This window comes from Streptomyces angustmyceticus, from assembly GCF_019933235.1.
Lineage (GTDB): Bacteria > Actinomycetota > Actinomycetes > Streptomycetales > Streptomycetaceae > Streptomyces > Streptomyces angustmyceticus.
Window position 1 is genome coordinate 6,889,321 of the sequence record NZ_CP082945.1, and the last position, 14,191, is coordinate 6,903,511.

Annotated in this window: 13 protein-coding genes; 6 read left to right on the top strand and 7 right to left on the bottom strand. The window is 74.4% G+C overall.

What is annotated here, in order from left to right:
- On the bottom strand, nucleotides 1–645 hold the full coding sequence (locus K7396_RS30835) for an RNA polymerase sigma factor (protein WP_223660255.1): 645 nt from the start codon (nucleotides 643–645) through the stop codon (nucleotides 1–3).
- 395 nt (nucleotides 646–1,040) lie between these two features.
- Here K7396_RS30835 and K7396_RS30840 point away from each other — a divergent pair, with 395 nt between their 5' ends.
- The gene (locus K7396_RS30840; protein WP_086715599.1) at nucleotides 1,041–1,859 is read left to right on the top strand and encodes an SAM-dependent methyltransferase; all 819 of its coding nucleotides are present in this window, start codon (nucleotides 1,041–1,043) and stop codon (nucleotides 1,857–1,859) included.
- A 36-nt stretch (nucleotides 1,860–1,895) separates the two neighbouring features.
- Here the strand turns inward: K7396_RS30840 and K7396_RS30845 are convergent, their stop codons facing one another.
- From K7396_RS30845 to K7396_RS30860, 4 genes are all read right to left on the bottom strand, one after another.
- Entirely contained in the window at nucleotides 1,896–2,336 is a 441-nt protein-coding gene (locus K7396_RS30845) for a PTS-dependent dihydroxyacetone kinase phosphotransferase subunit DhaM (protein ID WP_086715597.1), read from the bottom strand.
- On the bottom strand, nucleotides 2,333–2,929 hold the full coding sequence (gene dhaL, locus K7396_RS30850; RefSeq protein WP_086715610.1) for a dihydroxyacetone kinase subunit DhaL: 597 nt from the start codon (nucleotides 2,927–2,929) through the stop codon (nucleotides 2,333–2,335). The genes K7396_RS30845 and dhaL overlap by 4 nt, the downstream gene beginning before the upstream one ends.
- Nucleotides 2,930–3,037: 108 nt before the next feature.
- Nucleotides 3,038–4,030, bottom strand: coding sequence for a dihydroxyacetone kinase subunit DhaK (gene dhaK, locus K7396_RS30855; protein ID WP_086715595.1), 993 nt, complete (start codon nucleotides 4,028–4,030; stop codon nucleotides 3,038–3,040).
- 406 nt (nucleotides 4,031–4,436) lie between these two features.
- On the bottom strand, nucleotides 4,437–5,927 hold the full coding sequence (locus tag K7396_RS30860; RefSeq protein WP_086715593.1) for a glutamate synthase subunit beta: 1,491 nt from the start codon (nucleotides 5,925–5,927) through the stop codon (nucleotides 4,437–4,439).
- A 289-nt stretch (nucleotides 5,928–6,216) separates the two neighbouring features.
- Between K7396_RS30860 and K7396_RS30865 the strand changes: the two genes are divergently transcribed.
- Complete coding sequence (locus K7396_RS30865) at nucleotides 6,217–7,356, top strand: PP2C family protein-serine/threonine phosphatase (protein ID WP_086716415.1); 1,140 nt, start codon at nucleotides 6,217–6,219, stop codon at nucleotides 7,354–7,356.
- 45 nt (nucleotides 7,357–7,401) lie between these two features.
- Here K7396_RS30865 and K7396_RS30870 read toward each other — a convergent pair whose 3' ends face one another.
- Both K7396_RS30870 and K7396_RS30875 read right to left on the bottom strand, forming a co-directional pair.
- Nucleotides 7,402–9,675, bottom strand: coding sequence for a polyprenyl synthetase family protein (locus K7396_RS30870; protein WP_143589046.1), 2,274 nt, complete (start codon nucleotides 9,673–9,675; stop codon nucleotides 7,402–7,404).
- A 119-nt stretch (nucleotides 9,676–9,794) separates the two neighbouring features.
- A complete protein-coding gene (locus K7396_RS30875) occupies nucleotides 9,795–11,921 on the bottom strand; it encodes a SpoIIE family protein phosphatase (RefSeq protein ID WP_086716417.1) in 2,127 nt (708 codons plus the stop codon).
- A gap of 288 nt (nucleotides 11,922–12,209) precedes the next feature.
- Here K7396_RS30875 and K7396_RS30880 point away from each other — a divergent pair, with 288 nt between their 5' ends.
- The 4 genes from K7396_RS30880 (at nucleotide 12,210) to K7396_RS30895 (ending at nucleotide 14,123) form a co-directional block, all read left to right on the top strand.
- On the top strand, nucleotides 12,210–12,608 hold the full coding sequence (locus K7396_RS30880; RefSeq protein WP_086716418.1) for a gas vesicle protein GvpO: 399 nt from the start codon (nucleotides 12,210–12,212) through the stop codon (nucleotides 12,606–12,608).
- Nucleotides 12,609–12,695: 87 nt separating this feature from the next.
- Complete coding sequence (locus K7396_RS30885) at nucleotides 12,696–13,145, top strand: gas vesicle structural protein GvpA (RefSeq protein WP_086716419.1); 450 nt, start codon at nucleotides 12,696–12,698, stop codon at nucleotides 13,143–13,145.
- Nucleotides 13,146–13,148: 3 nt separating this feature from the next.
- Complete coding sequence (locus K7396_RS30890; protein ID WP_086716420.1) at nucleotides 13,149–13,862, top strand: GvpL/GvpF family gas vesicle protein; 714 nt, start codon at nucleotides 13,149–13,151, stop codon at nucleotides 13,860–13,862.
- 9 nt (nucleotides 13,863–13,871) lie between these two features.
- On the top strand, nucleotides 13,872–14,123 hold the full coding sequence (locus K7396_RS30895; protein WP_086716421.1) for a gas vesicle protein GvpG: 252 nt from the start codon (nucleotides 13,872–13,874) through the stop codon (nucleotides 14,121–14,123).
- Nucleotides 14,124–14,191 lie beyond the last annotated feature (68 nt).

The window sequence follows — 14,191 nt, forward strand, 5'->3', positions numbered from 1 at the left end:
TCAGTTCCCCCTGGAATATCCCTGATCGATACCGAGCGCGGCAGCGAGCTTGCGCTTGCCGCGGCTTGCGTAGGAGCGGACGGTGACTTCGTCGACGCCGAGCAGGGAGCCGATCTGCGCGTCGCTGTACCCGATGACATGACGCAGCACGATGACATCGCACTGCCGCTCCGGCAGCCGGGTGATGGCCGCGTACAGCCCCAACTGGCTCTCCAGCATGGCGAACTGCTGCTGGCACTCGCGCAGCAGCGCATGGGTCACGACGGCGAAGGCGGCGGTCTCGGTGAGCGCGGTGGGCTGGTGGTGGTCGTAGAGCCACTCCACGACGCTCTCCTTGAGGACCGACCAGGCGTACGCCTCCACCGACGCCTGCCGTAGCGCGTGCGGCCACAGCCGGCCCAGCTGCCCGTACGCCGCCCGGGTCACCTCGCGCGCCGCCGCCTCGCTGCCGGTGTGCAGATAGGCGTACGTCAGCCACTTGCGCGCATGTGTCGCCAGGAACGCCTCGAAGGTGATCGAGAGCTGCCGGTCGGCCGGATCCGGCGTGAGGGCCGGGAGCGAACAGCGGGGGAGCGCGGCTAACTCCGCCGTATGGACATGCGCCGGGGCGCACGCCGGTAGCAATCGGTCCCGGTCTGCGCTCACGAGCAGTCCTCGTTCCGTTTCGCCGTGCACCGAGCCGGGCGCCGAAGCACCGCCGGCCGCGGGAGGACGGGTTGCCCTCACCCTCCAATGAACCGGAAAGCGGGCCCTTTTGTGGCATCGGGCGGGCAAAAATATGCCGCTGCGTATTCATATGACTACGCGTGACCGTGGCACGTGCCAACCGGGGTGCGCCGGCCGGTCCGGGCGCCGGAAACCTCCACGTGCGCGCCCCGGCATGATCCGGGGCGTACGGGGCAGTGCTCCAACGGCCGGGCGCACGGCGGCGATTGGCGCGCCGCCCGGAGTGCGCGGGTCATGAGGGGGCGTTACCGTACGCCGGGGAGGCGCGCCGGAGCGGCAGGGAGCCGCCGGCCGTACTGGGGAGGCAGCAGACGATGAGCGAGCACGGATCCGTGGTGGACCTCCAGCTGGACCGGGCCCACTCGTCCCGGATCTACGACTACTTCCTGGGCGGCAAGACCAACTTCCTGGCCGACCGGATGGCCGCCGGCGAGGTGCTGGGGGTCTTCCCCGCCGCGCTGGTCGCCGCCCGCATCAACCGCGAGTTCATGCACCGCGCCACCCGCGTCGTCGCCGCGTCCGGCCTGCGGCAGTTCCTCGACATCGGCACCGGCATCCCCACCCCGCCGAACCTCCACGACGTCGCCCAGGGCGTCGCCGCCGACGCCCGGGTCGTCTACACCGACAACGACCCGATCGTCCTCGCGCACGCCGCGGCCCTGCTGCTCAGCACCCCCGAGGGCCGCACCGCGTACGTCCAGGCCGACGTTACCGACCCGGCCGGCATCCTCACCGCGCCCCAGCTCCTCGCCACCCTCGACCTGACCCGCCCGGTCGCGCTCAGCCTCAACGCCCTGATGCACTTCGTCCCCGACGACGGCCAGGACCGCGCCCACGCCATCGTCGAGACGCTCAAGGCCGCGCTCCCCAGCGGCAGCACGCTCGCGATGAGCCATGCGACGCCGGACTTCAGCCCCGGGGCGATGGGCGAGATCATCAAGATCTACGGCGACGCGGGCACCCGGCTCCAGTTCCGCTCCCGCGCCGCCTTCCTGCGCTTCTTCGACGGCTGGGAGCTGCTGGAGCCGGGCGTCACCCTCTCCCACCAGTGGCGCCCCGACCGCCCCGAGGACGCCACCCATGTCACCGACGCGGAGGCCGCCTGCTACGCGGGCGTGGCCCGCAAGCCCTGAACGCGGGGCGAGCAGGCGGCCGTTCGCGCGCCGGGCTCACTCCTTGCGGTAGCCGTACGCCTCCCCGGCCGCCGCCGCGACCGCGTCCAGATCCGCGCCGGAGGACGCGGTGACCACGGCCGCCACCGCGCCCTCGACGAACGGCGCGTCCACCAGCCGGGCGCCCGCGGGAAGTTCGTCGCCCTCGGCGACCAGGGACTTCACCGTCAGCACGGCGCTGCCCAGGTCGACCAGGATCGCCACGCCCGCGCCGCGGTCGACCGTCCGCGCCGCCTTGACGATCAGCTCCGCGCTGGTGCCCAGCCCGCCGTCCGGGGTACCGCCCGCGGCGGCCACCGGTGCCGTGTCGCCGCCGCCGGCCAGCCCGGCCGCCATCGCCGCCACGGACTCCGCGACCGGGCCGCTGTGCGACACCAGCACCACTCCGACCGGCGCGCCCTGGCCGCCGGCCGCGCCGCCCGTCGTCTCCGCGCTCACTTGGCCACCTCCGCGAGGGTCGCGAACAGCAGCGCCGAGGAGGTCGCCCCCGGGTCCTGGTGCCCGATGCTGCGCTCCCCGAGGTAGCTCGCCCTGCCCTTCCTGGCCTGCAGCGGCACGGTCGCCAGCGCCCCCTGCTCGGCCGCCTCGGCCGCCGCGGCGAACGACGCCGACAGCGCCGTGACGCCCGGCACCAGCGCGTCGAGCATCGTCTTGTCGCCCGGCGCCGACCCGCCGAGCTGCCCCACCGCGTCGACCCCGGCGGCCAGCCCCGACCGCAGCTCCTCGACCGACACCTGCGGCGCGTCGCCCAGCACCTTGCCGGCCCGCCGCAGCAGCGTGCCGTACAGCGGCCCGGACGCCCCGCCCACACTGGAGATCAACTGCCGCCCGGCGGCGGTCAGCGCCGCGCCGGGGGTCGCCGGCGGCTCGGCCTCCAGCGTCTTGACCACGGCCGCGAAGCCGCGCTGCATGTTCCTTCCGTGGTCGGCGTCACCGATGGGGGAGTCGAGCTCGGTGAGCCGGTCGGCCTCCCGGTCGATGACGGCGGCGGCCGCCGTCATCCAGCGTACGAAGAACGCGGCATCCAGCACCGTTTCGGACACGGACTACTCTCCTTGGTTGTTCGGGACTGAGCGAAGAAAGCGGAGTCGTACGGCCGCTGGAGCGGGCGGCGACCCCCTACGGACACGGCTGCGGTCTCACCGCCCCCAGCGGAGCGCGGGCGTCTGCACCGGGGCGTCCCACAGCCGCAGCAGTTCCCCGTCCACCTGGCACAGCGTCACCGAGCAGCCCGCCATGTCCAGCGACGTCACGTAGTTCCCCACGAGCGTGCGGGCCACGGCCACCCCCCGCTCGTCGAGCACCCGGCGCACTTCGGCGTTGAATCCGTACAGCTCCAGCAGCGGGGTCGACCCCATGCCGTTGACCAGCACCAGCACCGGCAGCCGCGGATCGAGGTCCTCCAGGAGCGCGTCCACGGTGAAGTCCGCGATCTCGCGCGAGGTCATCATCGCGCGACGCTCGCGCCCCGGCTCACCGTGGATGCCGACGCCCAACTCCAGCTCTCCGGCCGGGAGATCGAAGGTCGGGCTGCCCTTCGCCGGGGTCGTACAGGCGCTCAGCGCCACCCCGAAGCTGCGCGACGACTCCACCACCTGCCGGGCCAGGGCCTCCACCCGCTCCAGGGGCATGCCCTCCTCCGCCGCGGCACCGGCGATCTTCTCCACGAAGAGCGTTGCCCCGGTGCCCCGCCGCCCGGCCGTGAACGTCGAGTCGGTCACCGCGACGTCGTCGTTGACGAGCACGCTGGCCACCTGCACACCCTCGTCCTCCGCCAGCTCCGCCGCCATCTGGAAGTTGAGCACGTCGCCGGTGTAGTTCTTGACGACGAACAGCACCCCGTTGCCGCTGTCCACGGCCGCGGCGGCGCGCACCATCTGATCGGGCACCGGCGAGGTGAAGACCTCGCCCGGACAGGCGGCGTCCAGCATGCCGGGCCCGACGAACCCCCCGTGCAGCGGTTCGTGCCCGCTGCCGCCCCCGGACAGCAGCGCCACCTTCCCCTCCACCGGCGCGTCCCGCCGTACGATCACCCGGTTCTCGGCGTCCACCACCAGTTCGGGGTGCGCCGCGGCCATCCCGCGCAGCGCATCGGCGACCACGGTCTCGGCGACGTTGATCAGCATCTTCATGGGTACCTCCGGGTGAGTGGAGCGGTGCGGCCTCTGAGTTGCGTTCTTCCAGGTCAGGTGGCGTGTCGAGCTGCGCTGATCTTGACATGCTCCGGCGTTTCCCGACAGGTCGGAGGCGCAGCGGAAACGGGCGGGCCGACGGGAGGGCGGCCGGTGGACGTCGCACCCTCCTGACGGCTCGTCAGCCATGTTCGCTTCGGCTTCCGGCATGCCGGGACTCGGTGGATCAAGTATCGGGCGATGGGGGTGCTGGGGGCACTGTTGCGTGCTGGTGTCGTTGTGCTCTGTGTGGCGTAGTGCCTTCGCTGCTTCCCTGGTCGGGGGCCGGGTAAAACCATCGATCCGTACACGGGTACGTCTCGTCAACCCCTAGGGGGGACGGAGAAGGCGACGGCTTTTCGAGGCGTCACGCCACCATCGGCCGGTCCCGGGGGCCGATCGGGGCGGGGAGCGCGGTGGAACCGGTCAGATAGCGGTCCGTCGCGGCCGCGGTGGCCCGGCCCTCGGCGATGGCCCACACCACCAGGGACTGGCCGCGCCCCGCGTCGCCCGCCACGAAGACCCCGTCCCGCCCGGCCGGGCCCGCCGCCTCGGCCGCGAAGCCGCCGTCCCGGGCGAAGTTCCCCCGCTCGTCCAGCGCGAGACCCAGCGGCCGCATCAGACCGGTGCTGTGTTCGGGGCCGGAGAAGCCCAGGGCCAGCAGCACCAGTTCCGCAGGGATCACCCGCTCGGTGTCCGGACGCGGCCTCCTGGCCGTGGGCTCCACCTGCGTCAGGCGCAGCGCGCGCACCCGGCCGGCCGCGGTCCCCTCGAAGTGGAGGGTGGCGGAGGAGAAGACCCGCGGATCGCTGCCCTCCCGGCCCCGGGCCTCCTCGTGGGCGTGCGAGATCCGGTAGACCTTCGGGTAGACGGGCCAGGGCTCGCCGTCCGTCCGGGCGTCGCCGGGCTCCGGGTTGATGTCCAGCTGCACCACCGAGGCCGCGCCCTGGCGCAGGGCGGTGCCCAGGCAGTCCGAGCCGGTGTCCCCGCCGCCGACGACCACCACGTGCTTGCCCTCGGCGGTGACGGCCGGCGCGGCGTAGTCGCCCTCCACGACCCGGTTGGCCAGGGGCAGGTAGTCCATGGCCTGGTGGATGCCGGACAGCTCGCGGCCGGGGACGAACAGCTCCCGCTGCCGGGTGGCTCCGACGGCCACGACCACTGCGTCATGCCGTCTGCGCAGCTCGGTGGCGTCGAGGTCCCTGCCGACCTGCACGCCGGTGCGGAACTTGGTGCCCTCCGCCCGCATCTGCTCGATCCGGCGGTCCAGATGCCGCTTGTCCATCTTGAACGCGGGGATGCCGTAGCGCAGCAGCCCGCCGAGGCGGTCGGCGCGCTCGTAGACGGCGACGGTGTGCCCGATCCGGGTGAGCTGCTGTGCCGCCGCCAGCCCCGCTGGGCCCGAGCCGATGACGGCGACGGACTTCCCGCTGAGCCGCTCCGGCGGATGCGGTGCCGCGTAGCCGCGCGCCCAGATCTGGTCGGCGATGGCCTCCTCGACGTTCTTGATCGTCACCGGGTCGGCGTTGAGGGCCAGTACACAGGCGGCCTCGCACGGCGCCGGGCACAGCCGCCCGGTGAACTCGGGGAAGTTGTTCGTCGCGTGCAGCCGCTCGGCGGCGGCCCGCCAGTCGCCCCGCGCCGCGTACGCGTTCCACTCGGGGATGAGGTTCCCCAGCGGGCAGCCGTTGTGGCAGAAGGGGATGCCGCAGTCCATACAGCGGTCGGCCTGCTCGGACACCAGCGGCAGCAGCGCCTGCCCGGCGTAGACCTCGTCCCAGTCGCTCAGCCGTTCCTCGACCGGGCGCGGCGGGACCGGCCGGCGGGGGAACTTGAGGAAGCCGCGAGGGTCGGTCATACGCCGCCTCCATCGCTCACTCACGGTGCACTACGGCGGTCTTCGTCAGCCTACGCCTGCTTTGTTCCCCTTTCATCGGCCGACGGCGCCTGGCGGGCGTCCGCCGCCCGCCGCTCCACCGGAACCCCGGGGCCCCGGTGGAGCGGCGGGCGCATCCGGCCCACAAGGCGTATATGTGAATCCATCGGACGGTACCGGCAGGGCAGGTGCCGGCGGAGTGCGCACGGCACCCCTGCGGCGGCTCCGCCCTCCCGGGCCGCGCCCGCGACCCGGCAGCAGGGGAGGCACGGTGAAGCGCTCGCAGCCCACGCCGACGAGGGTGTCGTGGCTGCTCGCGGCGCTGGCCCTGGTGGTCGGCGTCCTGCTCGACCTCTTCGCGCCCCAGCCGTACACCGGACTCCCGCTGCTGGCGGCCGCACCGCTGGTCGCGGGCGCCATGCTCTCCTTCCGCGCCGCGCTCGTCGTCGTGTGCACCGCCTGCGTGGTCTCGGTCGGACTGGATCTCGAACGCGGACGCCCGGCGACGGCGCGGTACGTCGATCTGGCGGTGGTCGGCCTGATCGGCGTGCTGGCGCTCGCGGTCAACCGGCTCCTGCGGCGTCAGGGCCGGGACCTCGCCCTGGCCAGGGACGTCGCGGAGGCGGTCCAGCTGGCGGTGCTCCCCGACCCGCCCGGCGAGGTCGGGCCGTTGGCGGTGGCCGCCGGGTACACCACCGCGCAGGCCGAGGCGCGGATCGGCGGCGATCTGTACGCGGTGCAGGAGACCCCGTTCGGGGTGCGGATGATCATCGGGGATGTGCGGGGCAAGGGCCTGGAGGCCGTCGCGGCGGTGTCCGTCGCGATCGGGGCCTTCCGCCAGGAGGCCGAGTACGCCCCCACCCTGGCCGCCCTGGTCGAGCGGCTGGACGAGGCGATGGCCAGGGCGGCGGCCAGGGCCGGCCCGGTGACCGCGGGCGAGGGCTTCACCACCGCCGTGCTGGCCCAGGTCTCCGCCGACGGCGGGGCGCTGAGCCTGGTCAACCGGGGGCATCCGCCGCCGTACCTGGTCCACGGCGGCCGGCTCGTACGGCTCGACCCGACCCTTCCGCAACTGCCCCTGGGCATGGGGCTGGGGGACGCCTCCTCGGCCGGCTCGGCGCCCGTCGACGTGGTGCGGCTGCCGCCGGGCGCCTCGCTGCTGCTGGTCACCGACGGCGTCACCGAGGCCAGGGACGCGCGGGGCACCTTCTACGATCCGGCCGTCTCCCGCCGCATGGGACGGCGGTTCACCGAGCCGGAGGCCCTGGTGGCGGCCCTGACCAAGGACGTCGGCCGCTGGACCGGGGAGCACCACCAGGACGACATGGCCATCCTCGCCGTCACCCGCCGCCGGGCGCTGCCGCTCACCGCCCCCGGCGGGACGGCGCCCCCGCGCCGGCACCGGCCCTGACACGCCGGGCCCGCGGGCCGTACGGGCCGGCCATACGCGAGGGCGTCAGCCGCGCCGGGAGCCCTCCGCGACGTCCCCCGCCGCCGCGTCGGCGGGCACCGCCGCCTCGCGCAGGGCCGCGTAGCGCCCCAGCGAGCGGACAATGATCTTGGCGGGGGAGTCCGGCAGCAGGGGCGCCAGCCGGTGCCAGGCGTCGTCGACCAGGGCGCGGGCCTCCCGCCGGCAGGCCAGGACGGCGCCGGAGCCCACGAGCGCGGTGGCCGCCTCGTGGACCGTGCCGGCCGTCGCCCCGCCGTCGCGCACGGCCTTCCACACCCGGGCCATCCGGTCGGCGGGCAGCCGGCCGACGCCATGGGCGAGCGGCATGGTCACCCTGCCCGCGCGCAGGTCCTCGCCGGAGTGCTTGCGGCGTCCGCCGGACTGCGGCGCGGCGGCGCCCAGGACATCGAGCACATCGTCGGAGATCTGGTACGCGGTGCCCACCGCCTCGAAGTACGCCCCGATGGCGGCGGGCCGGATGCCGACGGCACCCGCGGCGAGGGCGCCGAGCTCCGCGAAGGCACGGGCCGGCACACCGGTCTTGAAGCGGTGGGCCGCCCGCAGCCGCCGCAGCAGCGGCCGCGCGTCACCGGAGGCCACCGCCGCGTCCATCTCCGTCGTGTGGCCGGCCAGGTCCAGGGCCTGGCCGCCGTGCGCCGCCCGGAGCATGCGCAGATACGTCCGGCACACGGCGAGCCGCAGCCGGTCGTCGTCGGGCAGCACCTCGTCCATGACGCGGTCCAGGGCGAAGTAGGCGGCCGTGGCGGCGTTGACGGTGGCCGGCACCCCGAAGACCCGGTGCACGGCCGGTACGCCGCGGCGGTGCAGCGCGCCGTCCTGGAGGTCGTCGATGGCCAGATTGGCGCTGTGGATCACCTCGACCGCCGCCAGCAGCGGCGCGTACGGGCCCGCCCGCACGCCCATCAGCTCGATCGCGGCGCAGCACACATAGGCCCGCCACCCCCGGCCGCCCGGATCGGCCAGATGCCGCACCGGGCGCACGAGGGACTCGTGCACCGCCGTGTCCGCGAAGCCGTCCAGCGAGGCGCCCGTCCCGCCGAGCAGCGAGGTCGTCAGGGCGGGCGAAGGGCGGTCGGGGTACAGCCGGTGGACCTCGCGCCGGGTCACCTCGCGCAGCCGGCCCAGGTACTCCTCCAGGTCCCCGATCCGCTGCGCGGGCACCGCCGTGACGACCGCCCAGCCCCTCACCGGCCGCCCGGCCCGGGTGCCGCTCACCCGGGCCGCCGCGTACAGGAAGCCCTGGCCGGTGAGCAGGGTGCGTACCTCCTGGCCGGGGAAGTGCGCGGTGACCTGGAGCCGCAGGCGCAGGTCGTCCGAGGCGATCTCCCAGGACGTGGGGTAGCGGTTCAGGGTGGACAGCGACGTCCAGGGGCGGTGCGGGCGCAGCCGGACGTCGTCGGCCGGCACCGCCCGGCCGTCGGGGGCGTGTGCCGTCAGCCGGCACCGCCGGCCGGTCACCGCACGGGAGGCCGGCTCCACGTGCTCCTCGTCGCCGGCGGTCACCCGCCAGCCGTCGTCGAGGAACACCACGAGGCGCCGGCGGCCGATGTCCCGGCCCCCGCACGGGACTTCGGCCAGCAGCCCGTCGTCCGCGCCGGAGACGTACCACCCCTCGCCCGCGACGACGACCGCGTCCCGCGCGCCCGGCACCGTGAGCCGGCCGGTGACGTCGCAGTGCGGCCCGCTCCGGTGGCAGTCGTCCGCCCCCTCGGCGCCGGGCGCGGCCCGGGGCGCGAAGACCAGGTCGCACGCGGCCGGTTCGCCGCGCAGCGTGAGCCGGTGCCTTCCCCCGCCCTCCGCGCGCCACGCTCCCGCCTCGCCGAGGACGAGGTCCGCCCCGGGGCCGGCCCGGCCGGGATCGCCCTGGCCGCCGCCCACCAGGAACGGCTCCGCCGGCAGCCGGTCCGGAGCCACCGGCAGCCCGTCGGCCAGCGCCTCCAGCAGCGCCGCCCGCACCCGGGCGTCCGTCCCCGCGGCTCCGGCCGCCGCCCGCAGGACGGCCACGGCCCCGCGGTCCGCCCACGACCGGGCCCGGTGACGGCGCCGCCCCACATCGATGAACGCCCCGACGAGCCCGTGCCCCCACCCCGGCGACCCGTCCACCGCCGTGAGGCTCCGGCGCACCAGGGACGCCGTGACGACGTACTCCTCGCCGGCCTCCGTCATCAGCCGGCAGCCCAGCTGCCAACGGTCCGCCCGGTCACCGGGCTCCGTGGCATCGCCTCCGGCCCGGCCGTCTCCACTCTCCGCAGCTGCCACGGCTGCCTCAACGAGCCGGCCCACCGAAGGAAACGGAAGCCGGGCAGCCGGGGGAGAGCCGGGTGAGACGGCGTCACATCACGGGGAGCGTCCCGCCGTGCCGTGCCGCCGGGCGGGGCTCAGGAGGGGGTCATCGGCCCGGCCGGCAAGGCGGCGAGCAGCATCAGCGCCACATCGTCCTGCCGGTCCGCGTCGTCCCGCCGGTGCTCCAGGAGGAGGTCGGCGAGGCGCTCGGGCCCCACCGGCGGGGCGTCGTTGAGACGCCCGGCGAGGTCGGCCACCGAGCGCTCCGGGTCGGCCCCCGGCGTCTCGACCAGGCCGTCGGTGTAGAGGGCCAGTACGGACCGCGGCGGCAGGGTGATCTCCGTGGCGGTGTACCGGGCATCGGGCTCGACGCCCAGCAGCAGCCCCGGCGGGATGTGCAGCACCGACGTGTGCCGGTCGGGGTGCCGGAGCAGGGGAGGCGGATGGCCGGCGCCGGCCAGGCAGGCCCGGCGGGTGCGCAGGTCGATGTGGACGTAGAGACAGCTGGTGAACAGCTCCGGGTCCAGGGCGTTCAGCAGCTTGTTCGTCCGCGCCAGTACCTCGGCGGGGGAGGCGCCCGCGCTGGCGTAGGCGCGGACGGCGGTGCGGGCCTGCCCCATGAAGGCGGCGGCGGCCGCGTTGTGGCCCTGCACATCGCCGATGACGGCGGCGATGCTGTCGTCGCCGAGACGGATCAGGTCGTAGAAGTCGCCGCCGATGTCCATGCCGCGGGTCGCCGGGAGGTAGCGGGCGGCGACGGCGAACCCCGGCACCGAGGGCAGGCCGTGCGGCAGCAGGGCGGCCTGCAGGTCGTGGGCCAGTTGCTGTTTGGTGTCGTAGAGGCGGGCCCGGTCGAGGGCCTGGGCGATCAGGCCCGCCAGGGAGGTCAGGACCTGGCGTTCCTCCTGGGTGAAGGTGCGCGGCTGGGTGTAGGCGAGGATGCAGCAGCCGACCGGGCGGCCGGACACGATCAGCGGCAGCACGGCGCGGGCCGCCTTGCCGGTCAGCCGCGGCAGCCCCGGGTAGTCGCGCTCCATCTCCCCGGGGGTGGTGAAGAAGCTGGGCTCCCCGGTGGCGAGGGCCCGGACGGCGGGGCTGTGGGCCGCGCCGAGGGCGACGCCCTCGAAGGCGGCGACGGCCTCGGCGGGGTAGCCGCGGTGGCCGATGGTCCGCAGCCGGCCCGCCTCGGCGGCGTACATGAGCATGCCCTGGGCCCCGAACGCCGGCACGATCTGGTCGGCGACGAGAGACACCACGTCCTGGACGCCCACGGCCTCGGTGAGGGCGGCCGCGAGGTGCAGCACGTGGTAGATCTGCCCGGCCCGCGCGGGCACCTCCTCCGCCGGCGTGGGAGCGGGCTCCACCGGCCCGTAGTCCTTGTCCGAGGGGCTGATCCACACGCTCAGGCCCGTGGCGTCCGGGAACATCCGGAAGGTCAGCCACTGACGCGGTGGCCGCAGGGCGGTGAACGGCACCGCCCTGCGGCTGATCACCGCGGCGCGGTAGCGGTCCTCGAAGGCCGGGTCGCGCAGCCACGGCAGGATCTCCCAGGGGCGCGCGCCGATCAGCCGGTCGGCCCGCTCGCCGAGCAGCTCCACCGCGCCGGTCGTGACCAGGGTGAACCGGCCGTCCAGGTCCAGCGCGCAGCAGCCGCCGGGCAGCCGCTCCAGGTAGCCGGCCGCCGCCTGCGCCTCGTCCGGGCCCACGGTCCGCACCGGCGGGACGGGCAGCACCCGCGGGGCGGCGCAGCGGGGCCAGGCGCCGCCGGGGCCCCGGCCCGCGTCCAGCAGCGCCGCCAGGCGCCGGCACGCGGCCGCCAGCGCCCGGCGCTCGGCCTCCGACAGCCGTGGTGCGTGGCCGGCCGGCCACAGCAGGAGCAGCGCGCCCCGGGTGCCGCTCCCGTCACCCACCGGAGCCGCCGCCAGCGAGAAGTCATAGGGGACGGCCACCGCGGTACGGGGGAAGTCACGGGCCAGCTGCTGCTGGCCGCCGACCCACACCAGCCGGTCCTCGCGGGCGGCGACGGCGACCGGGATCGGCGCTGCCAGCGCCACCCGGCTCCACGGCTCCAGGAACGGGGCCGGCAGGCCGCTCATGACCGCCAGCCGCAGGACCGGCTCCTCGTCGGCCGGCACGTAGAGCCCGCCGGCCGACGCCCCGGTCTCCCGCATCGCGCGCAGCACCGCCCGGCCCACCGGATCGGATCCGGCGCCGCCGGTCACCGCACACCTACGGACAGCTGTCGTGCCATCGGGACTCACTCCGGCGTGCCGGTTCTCACCGTGCCGGGACCGTCATGACCCGGCTCCCGGGACGGTCGGGCGTCTCCCGGGACAGTGCCGACGTTACGCCGCCGACCGGGCCGCGGCACTCGCGCGCGACACCGTCCGATACCTCCCGGTAGTGCCCTGACCAGCCCGAGATGCGTAGAGCTGAGCCCGTATATCATGTAATGGCGTCTCTTCAGTAGTGACGCTGGCAGCATGTCGCCTCCGATCCCGGAGAGGAACATGGCCGCAGACGACGAGGACGAGACCGGCGAAGCCCGGCGTCCGTCCAGTAAGAAGACCGCCAGGAAGACCGCCAGGAAATCCACCAGCGTTCGGGCTGGCAGCCGCGAGAGCGAAAACGAAACGGAGCGCACGGCCCGCCGCGTTTCCGCACCGCGTGCGATGCGGTACGCGGCCGAGCAACTCGAAGAGCTGCTGGGCCGGGCCCCGGAGTCCGTCTCCTCGGTGAAGCCGACGGAGGACGGCTGGCAGGCGGACGTGGAAGTCATGGAGCTGGAGCGGGTCCCCGGGACCACCAGCGTGATGGCGACCTACCGGGTGGTGCTGGACAAGGAGGGCGAACTGATGGCGTACGAGCGCACCCGCCGCTACACCCGAGGCCAGATCGACCGGCGTTGAGGCCGGGACGGCCGCGGCGGACCGTGCGCCGGGCGAACGACACGGCCGCTTCGCACATGTCGGGGCGGGCCGGTGAAGGGAGGCACCGTGACTGTGGTGCCGCAAGGCGGAGGACCCGTCGCCACCGGCGGCGGAGGGGGCTCGGGCAATCTCTACGACATCCTCGATCTGATCCTGGACCGCGGGCTGGTCATCGACGTCTTCGTGCGCGTGTCGTTGGTGGGTATCGAAATCCTCAAGATCGATGCCCGCATCGTCGTGGCGAGCGTCGACACCTACCTGCGCTTCGCCGAGGCATGCAACCGCCTCGACCTGGAGGAGGGGCGCAAGGCACCCTCCCAGCTGACCGATCTGGTCGGCGAGGTCACCGAGGGCGGTTCGCACGGCAAGGCCAAGGGCGCCCTGTCCGGGGCCGCGGAAGCGGTGTCCGACGCCCTCAGGGGCGGCGACGACGAGGAGCGCGAGGAGAGGCACAAGGAGCCCGCCGGGCGGCGTGAGCGCCCGGCTCGCCGGCCGGCCCGGCGCCGGAAGGAGTGAGCGATGTCCGTGTACGTCTACTCCATTGTCGCGTCCGACCATCCCCGGAACCTGGACGACCTGCACGGCGTGGGAAAACCGCCGTCCACGCTCCGCACCGTGAAGAGCAAGGAGCTGTCCGCCGTCGTGAGCGACGCGCCCGAGGACCTGCGTCCCAAACGCCGCGACCTCGCCGCCCACCAGGCCGTCCAGGAACGGCTGATGGCCGACGGCACCGTACTGCCCCTGCAGTTCGGCTTCACGACCGACGACGACGAGGCCGTACGGGCCGTGCTGAAGGAACGGGTGGAGGAGTTCTCCGAGCGGCTGACGGCGCTGGAGGGATGCGCCGAATACCACCTCAAGGCCGCCCAGGACGAGGACGCGATGCTGCGGCAGATCCTCCGGGAGTCGGACGAGGCCCGCGCGCTCAACGAACAGATCAGAAGCGGCAGCGGCGGCCCCGACCTCCCGCTCGCCCTCGGCGAGATGGTCTCCCGGGAAGTGGAGGCGCGCCAGGACCGGCTCGCCGCCCAAGTCCTCGACGGGCTGCGGGGGTTCGCCCGGGAGGACCGCACGTCCCAGCCGACCGGGAACGACTTCCTGAGCGTGTCCTTCCTGGTGGAACGGGACAACGAGAAGAGCTTCGTCGGCGCGGAGCACGACCTCGCCAAGGAGCTGGGGGACGACTTCGACCTCCGGCTGCTCGGCCCGCTGCCCGCGTACAGCTTCGTCTAGGGAGTTCCCATGGGCCTGCTGACTCAACTCGCCACTCTTCCCCTGGCGCCGGTGCGCGGCGTGGCCTGGGTCATGGAACGCGCCCTGGAGGCGGCGGAGAACGAGTACTACGACCCCGAACCCGTCGAGCGGGAGCTCGCCGAGCTGGAACGCGCGCTGCTGGCGGGCGACATCGACGAGGAGACGTTCGACCGCCGCGAGGACGAACTGCTGGACAAGCTGGACGAGATCAGGGCACATGTCCAGGGCACCGACACCTGACCGCGGCGGCCGGCGCGGTGGCGGAGCACCGCCCCGCGCTCGCGCCGTGCTGCCGGGACACCGGGGAA